Below are 17,877 nucleotides of genomic sequence, written 5' to 3'. Positions count from 1 at the left end.
CGATCTTGCTTTTTCGCATTCGCCCCGAGCCTGTCGATGGGCGTTTTCGCCAACCAGAACCCAATCCAAACGGAGCTACCAGCATGAAAGTTTTCTACGACAAAGACGCGGACATCAGCCTGATCAAGGGCAAGACCGTCGCCATCATCGGCTACGGTTCGCAAGGTCACGCACATGCGCAGAACCTGAACGACAGCGGCGTGAAGGTCGTGGTTGGCTTGCGCAAGGGCGGTGCTTCGTGGGACAAGGTCGGCAAGGCCGGCCTGCAGGTCGCCGAAGTCGCAGAAGCCGTCAAGGCCGCCGACGTCGTCATGATCCTGCTGCCCGACGAACAGATCGCCAACGTCTACAAGAACGACGTCGAACCCAACATCAAGCAGGGCGCTTCGCTGGTGTTCGCCCACGGCTTCAACGTGCACTACGGTTTCGTGCAGGCCCGTGCCGACCTGGACGTCTGGATGGTCGCCCCCAAGGCTCCCGGCCACACCGTGCGCGGCACCTATGCCCAAGGCGGCGGCGTGCCCCATCTGGTGGCGGTCCACCAGGACAAGTCGGGCAAGGCCCGCGACCTGGCCCTGTCTTACGCTGCAGCCAACGGTGGCGGCAAGGCCGGCATCATCGAGACCAACTTCCGCGAAGAAACCGAAACCGACCTGTTCGGCGAACAGGCGGTTCTGTGCGGCGGCACCGTCGAGCTGATCAAGGCTGGTTTCGAAACCCTGGTGGAAGCCGGATACGCACCCGAAATGGCGTACTTCGAATGCCTGCACGAACTGAAGCTGATCGTTGACCTGATCTATGAAGGCGGGATCGCCAACATGAACTACTCGATCTCGAACAACGCCGAATATGGTGAATACGTCACCGGCCCGCGCATCGTGACGGAAGAGACCAAGAAGGCCATGAAGCAGTGCCTGAAGGACATCCAGACCGGTGAATACGCCAAGAGCTTTGTGCTCGAGGCCGTGGCCGGCCAACCGACCCTGATCAGCCGTCGTCGGCTGGGCGCCGAGCACCAGATCGAGCAAGTCGGCGCCAAGCTGCGCGCCATGATGCCCTGGATCGCCAAGAACAAGCTGGTCGACCAGACCCGCAACTAAGACGCCTTCCCGGGTCATGACAGGGGCCATCGCGCAGGCGGTGGCCCCTGTTTTTTTCTGTGACGAAACAGGCCGGTGGCTACACTGCCGGTTCGAGAAATATGACAGGGCCGCCGGACATCACGCGCGCCCGGAGGAAAAAAATGGCACAACTTCCGCAAGGCCCTCAGGGGACGAACGAAACCCCGGACGGCGTCGTCGTACGCAAGCGCCGCAAGGGCATCTACATATTGCCCAACCTGTTCACGGTCGCAGCCCTGTTTGGCGGTTTCTATGCCATCGTGATGGCGATGGACGGCCGTTTCGACATGGCTGCCGCAGGGGTTTTCGTCGCGATGGTGCTCGACAGCCTGGACGGCCGTGTCGCCCGCATGACCAATACGCAGAGCGCGTTCGGCGAACAGATGGATTCTTTATCCGACATGGTGTCGTTCGGTGCGGCGCCTGCGCTCATCGCGTACGAGTGGGCCTTGCGGGACATCGGCCGCTGGGGCTGGATCGCCGCCTTCGTCTACTGCGCCTGTGCTGCACTGCGACTGGCACGCTTCAACGTCAACACGGCCGTCGTCGACAAACGCTATTTCCAGGGTCTTCCGTCTCCGGCTGCCGCTGCACTGGTGACCGGTTTCATCTGGCTGCTGAACGAGAACAGCGTGCGCGGCGAAGGCAACGAATGGGTCAGCTGGGGCTTCATCGTCTGGTCGGCTTTTGCCTTCACCCTCTATGCTGGCCTGACGATGGTCACCAACGTGCCGTTCTACAGCTTCAAGGACCTGCGCATGAAACGCAGCGTCCCGTTCGCGGCCGTGGTGCTGGTGGTGCTGGTCATCGCCGTCATCAACATCCATCCGCCGGCTGTGCTGTTCGGAACCTTCGTGTTGTACGGGCTGAGCGGTTATGTGGTCTATGCGCTGCGCCGCTTCCGCGGCCAGCAGACCAGTGTCATCAGCACGTCGACCGACGAGCCGGACGAGCGCGGCTGGCACCGTTAAAAGCGTTGCCAGCTTCCGCAACCCTGTGATAAATTGCGCAGCATGAACGCACTTTCGTTTTCCCTACTAGCTCTGCCTCACGGGCAGAGACGGTAACGCGCGCGCGCTTTCACCCCACTCCACGGCCCGTATGCTCCAGCAACGGGCCGTTTTGTATTCTGGGAGTTGCTGGGTAATCCAAATCATCCAAAAGAGATCGCCATGTTGCAGCAACCCGCATCGAAATATCGTTCCTTTCCCGCAGTCGGTCTGAAGGATCGCACCTGGCCCGACCAGATCGTGTCCAGGCCGCCGGTCTGGTGCAGCGTCGACCTGCGGGACGGCAACCAGGCGCTGATCGAACCGATGGATGTGGCCCGCAAGATGCGGATGTTCGAAACCCTGGTGGCCATCGGCTTCAAGGAAATCGAAGTCGGTTTTCCTTCCGCCTCGCAGATTGAATTCGACTTCCTGCGCATGCTGATCGAAGAGAACCGAATTCCGGACGACGTCACCATCCAGGTGCTGACGCAGGCACGCGAGCCGCTTATCCGCCGCACTTTCGAAGCCCTGCAGGGCGCGCCGCGCGCCATCGTTCACCTCTACAACGCCACTGCACCGGTCATGCGCCGTGTGGTGCTGAACATGAGCGAAGACCAGATCATCGACCTGGCCGTGACCAACGCGCGCTTGTTCAAGGAACTTGCCGCCGAACAGCCGGCCACGCAGTGGACCTTCCAGTATTCGCCGGAGATGTATTCCAACACCGAACTGGCTTTTTCCAAGCGTGTCATCGACGCGGTGGTGGCCGAATGGAATCCGTCGCCGCAACACAAGTGCATCATCAACCTGCCCACCACGGTCGAATGCTCCACGCCCAACATCTTTGCAGACATGGTCGAGTGGACCATCCGCAACGTGGAGCGCCGTGATTCCATCGTCATCTCGGTCCATCCGCACAATGATCGCGGCACCGGTACCGCCACGGCGGAACTGGCCCTGATGGCTGGCGCCGATCGCCTGGAAGGCTGCCTGTTCGGCAACGGCGAGCGCACCGGCAACCTCGATCTGGTCAACGTCGCGCTCAATTTGTACACGCAAGGGGTTTCGCCGCAGCTGGACTTCTCGAATATTGATGAGATCCGCCTCACCGTCGAGCACTGCAACCAGTTGCCGGTTCATCCCCGGCATCCTTATGTCGGCGAATTGGTCTATACGTCCTTCTCCGGTTCGCACCAGGATGCGATCAAGAAGGCATTCTCAGCGCGCAATGACGACGAAATCTGGGACATGCCTTATTTGCCGATCGACCCGAAAGACCTCGGCCGAAGCTACGAGGCGGTGATCCGCGTGAACAGCCAGTCGGGCAAGGGCGGCATCTCCTACCTGCTCGAAAGCGAATACGGGCTCGAATTGCCGCGCCGTCTGCAGATCGAGTTCAGCCAGGTCGTGCAGCAGAACATGGATGCGAGCGGCAAGGAGTTCTCCGCCAAGGACATCTTCGAATTGTTCGAGCGCGAATACCGCATCGACGAAGTGCAGGCGCCGATCCACCGTGTGGTCGAAGATACCGGTTCCACCGGCAATGTCGTCAGCCTCGACGCGACCATCGAATGGGACGGTGAAACCCGCCAGCTGAGTGGGCAGGGCAGCGGCCCCATCGACGCTTTCGTGGCTGGCCTGCAGGCCATCACCGGTGCGAGCGTGCGGGTGATCGACTATCACCAGCATGCGATCGGCGCGGGCGCCGATGCTCGTTCGGTGGCTTACGTCGAGGTGCAGGTGGATGGAAGCCGTGGCATCTTCGGCGCCGGTATCGACGCCAACATCGTGTCTGCATCGCTCAAGGCGATCCTGTCGGGTGTCGTGCGTGCTCGGCAGATGCAGTCGCCGACACCGGTCGAGACTGCGCCAGCCTGAAAAATCTGAAAAGTCGACGGCTGTCGTTCGGTTGACAGCGCTCGGTTCGGAAAAAAGGGGGCGATGCCCCCTTTTTGCATGACACCGGGCAACGGATTTACAAACTAAAGTTGTCGTTTCGGCGCTTGGTGAGGAAACAACTGCTTATAATTTTGGCAGTGCATGATAAAGCCCTTGTAAGTGCTTGAATTCACGCATTATTCCCAGGATTTTTATTCCCGCTAGGCCCTGGCCCCGCTTTCCGGAGAATCTTCGATGTCGATTCGTCACCCATCTTTTGTTGCGCGCGCTGCCCGTTTTGTCGGCGCCGTCGCTGCTGCCGCTTCCCTTGCGGTGTGTTCCGTTGCCGGCGCACAAGCGGCCGAGCGCCACAAGGCGCCGGCCGCCAAGAAACAGGCTTCAAGCGCCGCTGCGCCGGCTCGCAAGGTGGCGGCCCGCACCACGCCCGGCAAGCAGGTCGCCCGCGCCAGCAGCCGTGTCTCACAGACCTTTGTCGCCGGTCGGCGTACCAGCGCTCCCGCGCGGGTGGCTTACGTGCCGGCCCGGCCTTCCTATGGCCAGCTTGCCGGCCTGCACGGTGCAGCCGATCCGCTCGACCTGAAGTCCAGCGTCGCATTCGTCATCGACCAGGACACCCAGGAAGTCCTCATCAGCAAGAACGACGGTGCCGTTCTGCCTATCGCCTCCATCACCAAGCTGATGACCGGCACCCTGATCAGCGAGGCCAAGCTGCCGATGGATGAAATGATCACCATCACGCAGGATGACGTCGATACCGAAAAAGGCAGCAGTTCGCGCCTGATCGTCGGTGCCACGCTAAGCCGCGGCGAAATGCTGCATCTGGCGCTGATGTCGAGCGAAAACCGTGCAGCCCACGCACTGGGTCGCACCTACCCGGGCGGTCTGGCAACCTTCGTCACGCTGATGAACGCCAAGGCCCGTCAGCTGGGCATGGTCGACACCCACTATGTCGAACCGACCGGACTTTCGAGCCGCAACCAGTCGAGCGCGCGTGACCTGGCGACCCTTGTCGGCGCAGCCTACCAAGACCCGCTTTTGCGCGAGCTGACCACGTCGCCGAACTACACGGTCGACATCGGCCGTCGCACCCTGCAATACAACAACACCAACCGCCTGGTGCACAACCCGGCCTGGGACATCGGCCTGCAGAAAACCGGTTTCATCAACGAAGCCGGCCAGTGCCTGGTGATGCAGGCCAAGATCGCCGGTCGCAAGCTGATCATGGTTTTCCTGGATTCCGCCGGCAAACTCAGCCGCGTGGCCGACGCCGAGCGTGTCCGTCGCTGGGTCGAATCCTCCCAGGCGACTGCTCCGGTGTTGGCCCGCCAGAACACCAACGGCTGACCAAAACCTGCTTCGTACCAAAGGCGCCTTCGGGCGTCTTTTTTATGCCCAAACATGTGTCCGAGGGGTATTGCTTATGCGGTTTTCAAAATAAGGATAAAAAAATCCGTTCGTTCCCGAATTAGGAATGCGCTTGCAGAATGGCGGTCCATCATCAGAAGGACTCTTACATGGCAACGCTTCGACTCGGCGACACGGTTCCTGATTTCACGCAGGACTCTTCGCAAGGCCCGATCAATTTCTTTGAATGGGCAGGCGATTCGTGGGTGGTGCTGTTTTCGCATCCGGCCGACTTCACCCCGGTGTGCACGACCGAACTGGGCAAGACCGCGGCCTTGTCGGGAGAGTTCGCAAAGCGTGGCGTCAAACCCATCGCCGTAAGCGTTGACACGGTCGAATCGCACGGCAAGTGGATTCCGGACATCAACGAAACCCAGAACACCGAGGTCAACTTCCCGATCCTGGCGGATGCCGATCGCAAGGTTGCCGGCCTGTACGACATGATCCACCCGAGCTCGCTGGCCAACGCCACCGTTCGCAGCGTGTTCATCATCGATCCCAAACACGTGCTTCGCACCACGTTCACCTATCCGGCCAGCACCGGCCGCAATTTCGACGAGATCCTGCGTGTCATCGACTCGCTGCAGCTCACCGACAGCCACAAGGTTGCGACGCCCGCCAACTGGAAAGACGGCGACGACGTGGTGATCGTGCCCAGCATCCAGGACCCGGCCGAACTGGCCGAACGTTTCCCCAAGGGCTTCAACCCCGTGCGGCCGTACCTGCGCATCACGCCGCAGCCGAATCGCTGATCGAACCCGGCAGCGCTGAACAGGGCTGGCACGTGTCGATCGTGCCGGCCCGTTTTCATCAGATTTTTCGTATTCCAAGGACCGTATGAACTCCCGCCTCAAGGCCGCCCTGGCCGCCGCCGCGTTGCTGGCCTCCGCCGCCGTTTCGTCGCAGACCCTGCTCAATGCCTCCTACGACGTGGCCCGCGAGTTCTACAAGGACTACAACACGGCCTTCATCGCCCACTACAAACAGACCGCCGGCAAGGACATCAAGGTCGACCAGTCGCACGGTGGTTCCAGCGCCCAGGCACGTGCCGTGGCCGACGGCCTCGATGCCGACGTGGTGACCATGAACACCAGCACCGACGTCGACTTCCTCGCCGAGCGCGGCGTCGTGGCAAAGGACTGGACCAAGAAGTTCCCGGACAACGCATCGCCCACCACGTCGACCATGCTGTTCCTGACCCGCAACGGCAACCCCAAGGGCATCAAGGACTGGGACGACCTGATCAAGCCCGGCATCCAGGTCGTGGTGGTCAACCCGAAGACCGGCGGCAACGGCCGTTACGCCTACCTGGCCGCCTGGGGCTACATCAAGAAGAAGGGCGGCACCGACGCCCAGGCCGCCGAATTCGTCGGCAAGCTCTACAAGAACGTTCCGGTGCTGGGCAAGGGCGGCCGCGACGCGACCACCACCTTCCTGCAACGCAACATCGGCGATGTGCTGATCACCTTCGAATCCGAAGTGGTTTCCATCAACCGCGAATTCGGTGAAGGCAAAGTCGATGCGGTCTATCCGTCGATCAGCATCGTGGCCGAGAACCCGGTCGCCGTGGTCGAACGCACCGTCGCCAAGAAGGGCACCGGCGACCTGGCCCGCGCTTACCTGGCGTGGCTGTACTCCGACGAAGCACAGGAAATCGCCGTCAAGCACGCGCTGCGCCCCCGTTCCGCAGCCGTGTTGAAAAAGCATGCCGACGTGTTCAAGCCCATCCCGCTGTTTACCGTGCAGGAACTCTTCGGCAGCCTGGGCGAGGCGCAGAAAGTGCACTTCAACGACGGCGGCCAGTTCGACAAGCTCTACACCGTCGGCCGTTGATGTCTGCAGCTACCAACCTGGCATCCGCTGCGGCGGTGCCGGGCCGCCGCACAGGCGGCAAACGTGTATTGCCCGGCTTCAACCTGACGCTGGGCTACACGCTTTTCTGGCTGGGCCTGATCGTGCTGGTGCCGCTGTCGGCGCTGGTGCTGCGCAGCTTCACGCTGACGGGTGAACAGTTCTGGGTGGCGGTCTCGTCGCCGCGCGTGCTGGCCGCCTACAAGCTGACCTTCGGTGCATCACTGATCGCCGCGCTGGTCAACCTGGTTTTCGGGCTGCTGCTGGCCTGGGTGCTGGTGCGCTACACCTTCCCTGGCAAGAAGATCGTCGATGCACTGGTGGACCTGCCTTTCGCACTGCCCACCGCAGTCGCCGGTATCTCGCTGACCGCGCTGCTGGCCGGCAACGGCTGGGTCGGCCAGTACCTGGAGCCGATGGGCATCAAGCTGGCCTTCACGCCGGCCGGCATCGTCATCGCACTGATCTTCATCGGGCTGCCTTTCGTGGTCCGTACGGTGCAGCCGGTTCTCGAGGACACCGAAAAAGAACTGGAAGAAGCCGCCACCTGCCTGGGTGCCAGCCGCTGGCAGACGTTTTCCAGGGTGATCTTCCCGTCCATCGCGCCAGCACTGCTGACCGGTTTCGCGATGGCATTTGCCCGCGCCATCGGCGAATACGGCTCGGTCATCTTCATCGCCGGCAACATGCCCATGATTTCCGAAATCACCCCGCTGATCATCATCGGCAAACTGGAGCAGTACGACTATGCCGGCGCCACCGCCGTCGCCGTCGTGATGCTGGTCATCTCCTTCGTGCTGCTGCTGGTCATCAACGGCCTGCAGGCCTGGCAGCGCCGACGCACCGGGATGTCCCAATGAGCGCCCCCGCAAAAACGCCGCCACCGCGCGGCATTCCCAAACGGTCGGTCACCACCGAAGCGCCGTGGGTTCGCCGCACGCTGATCGGCATCTCGCTGGTCTTCCTGTTCCTGTTCCTGATCCTGCCGCTGGCCGCCGTCTTCACCGAGGCGCTGCGCAAGGGCCTGGACGCGTACCTCGATGCGCTGAAGGAACCCGACGCCTGGTCGGCCATCGAACTGACCCTGATCACCGCGGCCATCGCCGTGCCGCTGAACCTGGTGTTCGGCGTGGCGGCCGCCTGGTGCATCGCCAAGTTCGAATTCCGCGGCAAGGCTTTCCTGACCACGCTCATCGACCTGCCGTTCTCGGTGTCGCCGGTGGTGGCGGGCCTGATGTACGTGCTGGTGTTCGGCTCCAACGGCTGGTTCGGCAACTGGCTGTCGGCTCACGACATCAAGATCATCTTCGCCGTGCCCGGCATCGTGCTGGCGACCGTTTTCGTCACCTTTCCCTTCATCGCGCGTGAGCTGATCCCGCTGATGCAGGCGCAGGGCACCGACGAAGAGCAGGCCGCGATCGTGCTGGGTGCATCCGGCTGGCAGACCTTCTGGCATGTCACCCTGCCCAACATCAAATGGGGACTGATCTACGGCGTGATCCTGTGCAACGCACGCGCCATGGGGGAGTTCGGCGCGGTGTCTGTGGTGTCCGGCCATATCCGCGGCCAGACCAACACGGTGCCGCTGCACGTCGAGATCCTCTACAACGAATACCAGTCGGTTGCCGCCTTCGCCGCCGCGTCACTGCTCGCCTTGCTGGCCCTGGTCACGCTGGTGATCAAGTCGGTCGTCGAATGGCGCAGCGAACGCGAACGCGCCGCCGCCGACCTGCCGCCCGAAAAGCCACCGGCCCTGCCCGTGCCCGGCGCCAGCGCATAAGAAAGAAATCATGAGCATTGAAATCCGCAACGTCGACAAGCAGTTCGGCGACTTTCAGGCCCTGCGTGATGTCAGCCTGGACATCAAGTCCGGAGAACTCATCGCGCTGCTCGGCCCTTCGGGCTGCGGCAAGACCACATTGCTGCGCATCATTGCCGGCCTGGAAAGCGCCGACAACGGCACCATTCTTTTCTCCGGCGAAGACACCACCGACGTACACGTACGCGACCGCGGCGTCGGTTTCGTTTTCCAGCATTACGCGCTGTTCCGACACATGACGGTGTTCGAGAACGTCGCCTTCGGCCTGCGCATGAAACCCCGCAAGGAACGGCCGAAAGAGGCGGTCATCCAGGAGAAGGTCCATGCGCTGCTGAAGCTGGTGCAGCTCGACTGGCTGGCCGACCGTTATCCCGCGCAGCTCTCCGGCGGCCAGCGCCAGCGCATCGCCCTGGCGCGTGCGCTGGCGGTGGAGCCCAAGGTGCTGCTGCTCGACGAACCCTTCGGCGCGCTCGACGCCAAGGTCCGCAAGGAACTTCGCCGCTGGCTGCGTCGCCTGCACGACGAACTGCACGTGACCACCATCTTCGTCACCCACGACCAGGAGGAAGCGCTCGAAGTGGCCGACCGGGTGGTGGTGATGAACAAGGGCCAGGTCGAGCAGAGCGGCTCGCCGCAAGAGGTCTGGGACCATCCGGCCAGCCCCTTCGTCTATGGCTTTTTGGGTGATGTGAACCTGTTCCACGGCCGTGCCGACCAGGGCCAGGTGAAGTTCGAAGGCGTGAGCCTCGCCGCCCCCGAACATGCGGCGGTGCTGGACCAGCCGGCCTTTGCCTACGTGCGGCCGCACGACGTCGATGTGCAGCCGTACTTCCCCGATTCGGTGGACGCACTGCACGGCGGAATCCTGGCCACCCTCGACCGGGCCATCGTCGTCGGGCCCACCGCCCGGCTCGAACTGGCGCCCAGCCAACCCACCGGCGCAGCCGGCGATACGCCCGGCATCATCGAAGCCCAGATGCCCGCCGACCGTTACCGCGAACTGGGCCTGCAGGAAGGCCAGCAAGTGCTGGTGACCCCGAAACGCGCCCGCGTTTTCGTCGGCGAAAAACGCTGAGCCACAATACCGCGCTGCCGCCGTTGGTGGCAGCCGTGCGGGAACCAATCGGAGGCCCGCCGCACCAATGGCAGGGCGACCGCTGTGGCGCCGGAGGAAACAAAAGTGATGAGTATTTTCAGAGCGCAACCGCGCAAGGTTCTGGCCCTGGTGTGCGCGGCCTGCGTGGCCATGCTGGCTTTCGGCCTGTATCTGCAACACGTGGTCGGGCTCAACCCGTGCCCGATGTGCATCGTGCAGCGTTATGCGCTGATCCTGCTGGCTGTTTTCGCTTTCGTCGGCGCGCTGCTCCAGGGCAACGGCGGTCGCAAGACGCTGGCCTTGCTGGGCTTGCTGACCGCCGGTTTCGGCGCCTTCGTGGCGGCCCGGCAGAGCTTCCTGCAGTGGTATCCGCCGGAATTCGCATCCTGCGGCCGCGACTTCTACGGGATGATCGAAACCTTTCCGCTGCAACGTGCCATTCCGATGATCTTCAAGGGCAGCGGCGACTGCACTGCGATCGACTGGACCTTCCTCGGCGGCTCCATAGCCAACTGGTCGTTCGTGTGTTTTGTGGTGCTGGCGCTGGTGTTGATCGCGGTGCTGGCCAGCCCGGCGCAACGGCAACGGCGGGTCGGCGACCGATAACAAAAAAAGCGGCCCCGGCCGCTTTTTTTAATGAATGAAACGAAGCTCACCCCAGCTTCTTCATCAACACCTGACTCTTGCGATCCCAGTTGTATTTGCGTTTGCGGGCTTCGGGCAGCCAGTCCGGGTCCACCGGCTGGAAACCGCGCTTGATGAACCAGTGCATGGTGCGTGTGGTCAGCACGAAGATGCTGGTCAGGCCCATGGCACGCGCCCGCTGCTCGACCCGGCGCAGCACCTTCTCGCCGTCGCCCTGGCCCTGGCTGAGCGGTGACACCGTCAGCGCGGCCATCTCGCCGGTCTTCGCTTCGGCGTAGGGGTAAAGCGCTGCGCAGGCGAAGATCACGCCGTCGTGTTCGAGTACGGTGTACTGGTCGGCGTCGCGTTCGATTTCGGTGCGGTCTCGTTTGACCAGCGTGCCGTCGCGCTCGAAGGGCTCGATCAGCTGCAGGATGCCGCCCACGTCGTCGCCGTTGGCCTGGCGCAGTTCTTCGAGCTTCTCGTCGATCACCATCGTTCCGATGCCATCGTGCACGTACACCTCCAGCAGCAGCGATCCGTCGACCGCGAACGGGATGATATGGCTGCGCTCGACGCCCGCCTTGCAGGCACGCACGCAATGCTGCAGGTAGAAGGCCACATCGCTCGGCTGCTGGGCAGACGGCAGCTGTGCCAGCAGCGCCTCGGCAGCGGCCAGCGGCATTTCGGTGTCGATCGGGTTGTCGTCGCCGGCGGGTTCTGAAGGCTGCATGCGCACGCCGGGCACCTCGCTCAGGAAGATGAGTTTGTCGGCGCCCAGTTCGATGGCAACACTGGTCGCCACTTCTTCCATGGTCAGGTTGAAGGCCTCGCCGGTCGGCGAAAAACCGAAGGGCGACAGCAGCACCATCGCACCCATGTCGATGCAGCGCAGGATGCCTTCGGTATCGACCTTGCGCACCAGGCCCGAATGCTTGAAGTCGATGCCGTCGACGATGCCCACCGGCCGCGCGGTGATGAAGTTGCCCGAGATCACCCGCACCTGCGCGCCCGCCATCGGCGTGTTGGGCAGGCCCTGGCTGAAGGCCGCCTCGATCTCGTAGCGCAGCTGGCCGGCGGCCTCTTGCGCGCAGTCCAGGGCCACGCTGTCGGTGATACGCATGCCGTGTGAATATTTGGCTTCGTGCCCCTTGGCGGCCAGCTGTTCGTTGACCTGCGGACGGAAGCCGTGCACCAGCACCAGCTTGACGCCCATCGACTGGATCAGCGCCAGGTCTTGCGCGATGGTCGCCAGCTTGCCGGCGGCGATGGCTTCGCCGGCGAGCGCCACCACGAAGGTCTTTCCGCGGTGCATGTGGATGTAGGGCGCCACCGAACGGAACCAGGGCACGAAGGTGAAATTGAAGACAGCGGACATGCGTGCGTAAGAGTCTGGGAGACGGGAAAGAGGGTGAGCCGCAATGGCAGGGCTGGATAATCGCGGATTGTCCCCCAAGTTCCCCGGCTGACCCGCCCCATGGCGGACACCGCCAGCCATCGGATTCCGCCTGTGCCCGAAACTCCCGTCCCGCTCAAGATCACCTTTCCCGAATCGCTGCCCGTCTCGGCCCGGCGAGAAGAAATCATGGAAGCCCTGGCCCACCATCAGGTGGTGATCGTCAGCGGCGAGACCGGCTCGGGCAAGACCACCCAGCTGCCCAAGATCGTGCTGGCCATGGGGCGCGGCAAGCTCAATGCGCCGCCCGGCAAGGGCAGGCTCATCGGCCACACGCAACCGCGCCGCATCGCCGCCTCGTCGGTGGCCAAACGCATTGCCGAAGAACTGAACACGCCACTGGGCGAGGTGGTCGGCTACAAGGTGCGGTTCCAGGACCGGCTGAGCCGCGATGCCTCGGTCAAGCTGATGACCGACGGCATTCTGCTGGCCGAGACGCAGACCGATCCGCTGCTGAAGGCCTACGACACCATCATCATCGACGAGGCCCACGAACGCAGCCTCAACATCGACTTCCTGCTGGGTTACCTGCGCGAGATATTGCCGCGCCGCCCGGACCTGCAGGTCATCGTCACCTCGGCCACCATCGACGCCGAGCGTTTTGCCCAGCACTTCGCATCGGCCAAGGGGCCGGCGCCGGTCATCACCGTGGCGGGCCGTACTTTCCCGGTCGAGCAGCGTTATCGGCCGTATGAAGAGTCCCGCGAGTACGGCCCCAACAACGCCATAGCGGATGCGGTCGACGAACTGTGGAAAGACCCGCGCCAGACCGGCGACATCCTGATTTTCTTCCCCGGCGAACGCGAGATCCGCGAAGCCGCGGACCACCTGCGCGGCCATCTCAGCCACCACGCCGTGCTGCGCAATGCCGAGGTGCTGCCGCTGTTCGCCCGCCTGTCGCAGGCCGAGCAGGACCGCATCTTCGACGACCACACCGGCCGCCGCATCATCCTGGCGACCAACGTCGCAGAGACCTCGCTGACGGTGCCCGGCATCCGTTACGTGATCGATACCGGCACCGCCCGCGTCAAGCGCTACAGCTACCGCAGCAAGGTCGAACAGCTGCTGGTCGAACCCATCAGCCAGGCGGCCGCCAACCAGCGGGCCGGCCGTTGCGGCCGGGTGGCCAACGGCATCTGCATACGCCTTTATTCAGAAGAGGACTTCACCGGCCGGCCGCGTTTCAGCGACCCGGAAATCCTGCGGTCATCGCTGGCCGGCGTCATCCTGCGGATGAAGTCGCTGAACCTGCGCGACGTCGAAGAGTTTCCCTTCCTCGAAGCCCCGCAGAAGCGGGCCATCGCCGACGGCTACCAGCTGCTCGGCGAGTTGGGCGCTGTCGATGACGACAACGTGCTGACGCCGGTCGGCCGCGAGCTTTCCAAGCTGCCGCTCGACCCCCGCATCGGCCGGATGATCCTGGAAGCCCGCGACCGCAGCGCGCTCGACGAAGTGCTCATCATCGCCAGCGCGCTGAGCGTGCAGGACGTGCGTGACCGGCCGATGGAACTGCAGGCCCAGGCCGATCAGGCCCATGCCAAGTTCGACGACGAGAAAAGCGAATTCAGCGGCTACCTCAAGCTTTGGAAGTGGATCCACGACGCCCGCGGTGGCGCGCCGGTGGCCACCAGCCGCAAGCAGATGGCAGCGCAGAACGCCGGTGGCCGCACCGTCAATTCCAGTAACTCGGCCTTTTTGCCGGTGTCGCAACGGCTGGTCGCCGCGCCGGTGCTCGAAGCGCCTGCCCCTGCCCCTGCGCCCGCGCCGGTCGTGGCCGGCGCGCCCACCCACAAGCTCAGCAACCGCCAGTACGAAAGCCTGCTGCGGCAGAACTTCATCAACATCCGGCGGGTGCGCGAATGGCGCGACATCCACTCGCAGCTGGTGTCGACCGTGCAGGAACACCACTGGCCGATCAACACCAACCCTGCCAGCTACGAGCAGCTGCACATCGCCATGCTGTCGGGCCTGCTGGGCAACATCGGTTTCCGGCCCGAGGACGCGGGAAGCGCCGGCAGCACCCAGGCAGGCGGGGCAGGGCGAAGCGCGGCCGGCGGGGGTGAATACCTGGGCGCGCGCGGCATCAAGTTCCACAAACATCCGGGCGCGCACCTGTCCAAAAGGCCTGGCCGCTGGATCGTCGCGGCCGAACTGGTCGAGACCACGCGGCTGTTCGGCCGCGGCATCGCCGCCATCGAACCGCAATGGCTCGAAGAAGTCGGCTCGCACCTGCTGAAAAAGCAGTTGCTCGACCCGCATTGGGAAAAACGCAGCGCAGAAGTCGTCGCGCTCGAGCGCGCCACGCTTTACGGCCTGGTGGTCTACAGCGGCCGGCGTGTGCCCTACAGCCGGGTCGACATGGCGGCGGCGCGCGAGATCTTCATCCGCGCGGCGCTGGTCGGCGAGGAGTGGGACAGCAAGCTGCCATTCCTGGCAGCCAACCGCAAGCTGATCCGCCAGGTCGAAGAGCTGGAACACAAGTCGCGCCGGCAGGATGTGCTGGTCGACGACGAGCTCATCTACGCCTATTACGACAAGCAGCTGCCCGCCGGCCTGCACGACGGCCGTGGCCTGGAGCAATGGTGGCGCGATGCATCGCGCGGCGACCCGCGCCTGCTGCACCTGAACCGCGAGGAACTGATGCGCCACGAGGCGGCCGGCATCACCACCGACGCCTTCCCGCGCACGCTGCGGCTGGGTGGCGTCGACTGCGCCACCCAATACCTGCACGAGCCGGGCGATGCACGTGACGGCCTGTCCGTCACCGTGCCCCTGTTCGTGCTCAACCAGATCGGCGAAGACCGCGCCGAATGGCTGGTGCCCGGCATGCTGCGCGACAAGGTGCAGGCGCTGCTGAAGAGCCTGCCGCAGAAACCGCGGTCGCGCCTGGTGCCGCTGCCCGAGAGTTCGAATCGCATCACACAGGCGCTGTGCGAACCCACCGTCTTCGGCCATGGCACGCTGATCGACGCCCTGCTGAAGATCGTGCGCGAGACCACCCAGCTCGACGTCAAACGCGCCGACTTCAAGGTCGACATGGTGCCGCCGCACCTGTTCATGCATCTGCGGGTGGTCGATGAACATGGCCGGCAACTGGGCCAGGGCCGCAGCCTGGCCGCGCTGAAGGGCGACCTGGGCGGCCAGGCGCGTGGTGCATTCCAGGCGCTGGCCGGCATGCGTGCGCCGTCGGCTCCCGAGCCCGCCAAGGCCGCATCGCAAGCCAGTGCCAAACCGGCAGCCAAGGCCCCGGCGGCACCGGCCGTGCCGGCCGGCCAGCGTTACACCGAATGGACCTTCGGCGAGTTGCCCGAACTGATGGAAATCCGCAAGGGAGGCCAGACCCTGGTAGGTTTCCCGGCACTGATCGACGAGGGCGATGCCGTCCACATCGAGGTTTTCGATGAACCCGAGGTCGCCTCTGCCAAACACCGTGGCGGCCTGCGCCGGCTCTTCGCCATCCAGGTGAAGGACGCACTGAAGTACCTCGAAAAATCGATTCCCGACCTGCAGAAGATGGCGGTTGCCTTCATGCCGCTGGGCACGCAGGACCAGCTGCGCCGACAGATCATCGACGTGGCGCTGGACCGCGCTTTCCTGCTCGACCCGCTGCCCACCGACGCCATCGCCTTCAGGAAACGGGTGGAGGAAGGGCGTGGCCGCCTGAACCTCATCGCCCAGGAGGTGGCGCGCCTCGGCCTGAAGGTGCTAAGCGACTACGCCGCCGCGGTGCGCAAGATCAAGGACACCAAGGGCCAGCCGCTGGTGACCGCCGACGTGCAGGCGCAACTCGCGCGCCTGGTCGGCAAGGACTTCCTGGCTGCCACGCCGTGGCCTCAGCTGCAGCACCTGCCACGCTACCTGCAGGCCATCGTGATGCGTCTGGACAAGTTGCGTGCCGACCCGCTGCGAGACGCTCAGCGCATGAACGACATCAAGCTGCAGGACACGCGCTACTGGCGCCTGGTGGCCGAACGCAAGGGCAATGTCGATGCGCGCATGTCCGAACTCCGCTGGCTGCTCGAGGAGTTGCGGGTAAGCCTGTTCGCACAGGAGTTGCGCACGCCCCAGCCCGTCAGCGTCAAACGACTCGACAAGGCTTGGTCGCTGCTGAACACCTAGTCGGTCAGTTCCGGGTTGACCCGGTATTTTTCGCCGGTGGCGCGTTGGGCATAAGCAGCGACGGCATCGGGTTTCAGCATCGCGGAAAGTGAAATTTCGCCGGCATAGCGGCTGGCAAAAGTGGTCTTCAGTTCGTCCATCACCCTTTGCTTCAGTTCGCGGGTGCGCTCCGGCCCGACCTTCTGCAGGAAAGGGAACACCAGCCAGCCGCCGATGCTCCAGGCCATGCCGAAGGTGTTGACGAACTCGATGGGCGAACTGTCGAGCCGGCCATACAGGAACACCTGCTTGTGGGTGGTCGAACCGTAGCGGCTGTATTCTTTGGCGGTTTTAGCCAGCGCTGCTTCCATGCAGCCCAGGATCTGGCCGGCGAGCGTGCCGCCACCCGTTGCGTCGAAGGCAATGGTCGCGCCGGTCTCAACCAGGGCCTGGGTCAGTTTTTGCTGGAAATCCGGCTCGCTCATATCGCACACATGCTTCGCGCCCATGCCGCGCAGCAGTTCTGCCTGTTCCGGTTTACGCACGATGTTCACCAGCGGCACGCCGTCCTTCTGGCAGATGCGGTGCAGCATCTGGCCGAGGTTGGAAGCGGCTGCGGTGTGCACCAGCGCCTGGTGGCCGTCGCGCCGCATGTTCTCGACCATGCTCAAGGCGGTCAGCGGATTGACGAACGACGAAGCGCCGTCAGCCGCCGTCGCGCCCTCGGGCAACACCAGGCACGACTCGGCCGGCACCGCCCGGTACTGGCTGTACATCGCCCCGCCCAGCACCGCCACGGTCTTGCCGAGCAGTGCCTGCGCTGCAGGCGAGGTGCCGGCTTTCACCACGACACCCGACCCTTCGTTGCCGACCGGCAGGGACTGGCCGAGGCGTCCCTGCATCGATGGCATCGCCTTATCGGGAACCTTGGCGGTCAGCACCGGCCGGGTGGCGGTGCCGGAATACTGCGCGGTGGCCAGGTCGGCTGCGCCGAACAGCAGGCCGAGGTCGGACGGATTGAGTGGCGCTGCCTGCAGCCGAACCAGGACCTCGTCGGCACGCGGCTCCGGTACCGGGATGCTGACCAGCTTCACTTCCAGCTGGCCGTCCGGCGTGACCAGCGATTGCAGTTGCAGGGCTTCCTTCGGGATTTCGATTGTCATTTGGCGGGTCCTGGAGTTGGTGGGTCTGGGCTAGTGTGGAGGGGGCTGGGGTGTGTTGGGTTAGTAGGTTTTTCTGTCTGGGTTTTTTGGGTTTTTATCTCCGCTTCGCTCTGTTTATTTCTTCTGCTACTCCGTAGGGGTGAACCGCTTATGCGCGGGGCAGTCACTTTCTTTTCTGGCAAAAAAGAAAGTAACCAAAGAAAGTTGCCTTGGGAGCGGGGAATCGCATGAGCGATGGTCGGGACTTCGTTCCGCTGCGCTCCCCTCTCGTCCTGGCCTAGACGAATTGATCACCCAGCCGTATTCAATGCTCGCGAATCGGGACGCCCGTTCACCAAAAGCTTCACGCTCTGG

At 63.7% G+C, this 17,877-nt stretch carries 13 protein-coding genes; 11 read left to right on the top strand and 2 right to left on the bottom strand.

What is annotated here, in order from left to right:
- Window positions 1–83: 83 nt before the first annotated feature.
- From ilvC to AC3ANW_RS13340, 10 genes are all read left to right on the top strand, one after another.
- On the top strand, window positions 84–1,100 hold the full coding sequence (gene ilvC / locus AC3ANW_RS13385) for a ketol-acid reductoisomerase (protein WP_488341340.1): 1,017 nt from the start codon (window positions 84–86) through the stop codon (window positions 1,098–1,100).
- Between the two features lie 143 nt (window positions 1,101–1,243).
- A complete protein-coding gene (pssA, locus tag AC3ANW_RS13380; protein WP_488341339.1) occupies window positions 1,244–2,092 on the top strand; it encodes a CDP-diacylglycerol--serine O-phosphatidyltransferase in 849 nt (282 codons plus the stop codon).
- Between the two features lie 201 nt (window positions 2,093–2,293).
- Window positions 2,294–3,991 (top strand): 2-isopropylmalate synthase, encoded by a 1,698-nt coding sequence (leuA, locus tag AC3ANW_RS13375; RefSeq protein WP_488341338.1) that lies wholly within the window; start codon window positions 2,294–2,296, stop codon window positions 3,989–3,991.
- A 255-nt stretch (window positions 3,992–4,246) separates the two neighbouring features.
- Window positions 4,247–5,356: a D-alanyl-D-alanine endopeptidase gene (gene pbpG, locus AC3ANW_RS13370; RefSeq protein WP_488341337.1), complete on the top strand. Its 1,110-nt coding sequence runs from the start codon at window positions 4,247–4,249 to the stop codon at window positions 5,354–5,356.
- A 170-nt stretch (window positions 5,357–5,526) separates the two neighbouring features.
- Complete coding sequence (locus tag AC3ANW_RS13365) at window positions 5,527–6,168, top strand: peroxiredoxin (protein WP_488341336.1); 642 nt, start codon at window positions 5,527–5,529, stop codon at window positions 6,166–6,168.
- 85 nt (window positions 6,169–6,253) lie between these two features.
- Entirely contained in the window at window positions 6,254–7,249 is a 996-nt protein-coding gene (locus AC3ANW_RS13360) for a sulfate ABC transporter substrate-binding protein (protein ID WP_488341335.1), read from the top strand.
- Window positions 7,249–8,127 (top strand): sulfate ABC transporter permease subunit CysT, encoded by an 879-nt coding sequence (gene cysT / locus AC3ANW_RS13355; protein WP_488341334.1) that lies wholly within the window; start codon window positions 7,249–7,251, stop codon window positions 8,125–8,127. The genes AC3ANW_RS13360 and cysT overlap by 1 nt, the downstream gene beginning before the upstream one ends.
- Window positions 8,124–9,047, top strand: a complete 924-nt coding sequence (gene cysW, locus AC3ANW_RS13350; protein ID WP_488341333.1) for a sulfate ABC transporter permease subunit CysW — start codon at window positions 8,124–8,126, stop codon at window positions 9,045–9,047. Before cysT ends, cysW begins: the two co-directional genes overlap by 4 nt.
- 10 nt (window positions 9,048–9,057) lie before the next feature.
- Window positions 9,058–10,161, top strand: coding sequence for a sulfate/molybdate ABC transporter ATP-binding protein (locus tag AC3ANW_RS13345; RefSeq protein ID WP_488341332.1), 1,104 nt, complete (start codon window positions 9,058–9,060; stop codon window positions 10,159–10,161).
- A 108-nt stretch (window positions 10,162–10,269) separates the two neighbouring features.
- Complete coding sequence (locus tag AC3ANW_RS13340; protein ID WP_488341331.1) at window positions 10,270–10,788, top strand: disulfide bond formation protein B; 519 nt, start codon at window positions 10,270–10,272, stop codon at window positions 10,786–10,788.
- Between the two features lie 46 nt (window positions 10,789–10,834).
- Here the strand turns inward: AC3ANW_RS13340 and argA are convergent, their stop codons facing one another.
- Window positions 10,835–12,184 (bottom strand): amino-acid N-acetyltransferase, encoded by a 1,350-nt coding sequence (gene argA / locus AC3ANW_RS13335; protein ID WP_488341330.1) that lies wholly within the window; start codon window positions 12,182–12,184, stop codon window positions 10,835–10,837.
- 99 nt (window positions 12,185–12,283) lie between these two features.
- Between argA and hrpA the strand changes: the two genes are divergently transcribed.
- Window positions 12,284–16,381: an ATP-dependent RNA helicase HrpA gene (hrpA, locus tag AC3ANW_RS13330; protein WP_488341329.1), complete on the top strand. Its 4,098-nt coding sequence runs from the start codon at window positions 12,284–12,286 to the stop codon at window positions 16,379–16,381.
- Here the strand turns inward: hrpA and AC3ANW_RS13325 are convergent.
- Window positions 16,378–17,523, bottom strand: a complete 1,146-nt coding sequence (locus AC3ANW_RS13325; RefSeq protein WP_488341328.1) for a zinc-binding dehydrogenase — start codon at window positions 17,521–17,523, stop codon at window positions 16,378–16,380. The genes hrpA and AC3ANW_RS13325 overlap by 4 nt on opposite strands.
- Between the last annotated feature and the right edge of the window lie 354 nt (window positions 17,524–17,877).

It is taken from the genome of Xylophilus sp. PBN-3R, from assembly GCF_057747805.1.
This window is presented reverse-complemented; position numbering and strand designations above follow the sequence as displayed.

Coding starts and splice junctions, on each gene's coding strand:
- argA (WP_488341330.1), bottom strand. CDS start 12,184: ATGTCCGCTGTCTTCAATTTCACCTTCGTGCCCTGGTTCCGTTCGGTG.
- AC3ANW_RS13345 (WP_488341332.1), top strand. CDS start 9,058: ATGAGCATTGAAATCCGCAACGTCGACAAGCAGTTCGGCGACTTTCAG.
- AC3ANW_RS13365 (WP_488341336.1), top strand. CDS start 5,527: ATGGCAACGCTTCGACTCGGCGACACGGTTCCTGATTTCACGCAGGAC.
- pssA (WP_488341339.1), top strand. CDS start 1,244: ATGGCACAACTTCCGCAAGGCCCTCAGGGGACGAACGAAACCCCGGAC.
- cysT (WP_488341334.1), top strand. CDS start 7,249: ATGTCTGCAGCTACCAACCTGGCATCCGCTGCGGCGGTGCCGGGCCGC.
- leuA (WP_488341338.1), top strand. CDS start 2,294: ATGTTGCAGCAACCCGCATCGAAATATCGTTCCTTTCCCGCAGTCGGT.
- cysW (WP_488341333.1), top strand. CDS start 8,124: ATGAGCGCCCCCGCAAAAACGCCGCCACCGCGCGGCATTCCCAAACGG.
- ilvC (WP_488341340.1), top strand. CDS start 84: ATGAAAGTTTTCTACGACAAAGACGCGGACATCAGCCTGATCAAGGGC.
- hrpA (WP_488341329.1), top strand. CDS start 12,284: ATGGCGGACACCGCCAGCCATCGGATTCCGCCTGTGCCCGAAACTCCC.
- pbpG (WP_488341337.1), top strand. CDS start 4,247: ATGTCGATTCGTCACCCATCTTTTGTTGCGCGCGCTGCCCGTTTTGTC.
- AC3ANW_RS13360 (WP_488341335.1), top strand. CDS start 6,254: ATGAACTCCCGCCTCAAGGCCGCCCTGGCCGCCGCCGCGTTGCTGGCC.
- AC3ANW_RS13325 (WP_488341328.1), bottom strand. CDS start 17,523: ATGACAATCGAAATCCCGAAGGAAGCCCTGCAACTGCAATCGCTGGTC.
- AC3ANW_RS13340 (WP_488341331.1), top strand. CDS start 10,270: ATGAGTATTTTCAGAGCGCAACCGCGCAAGGTTCTGGCCCTGGTGTGC.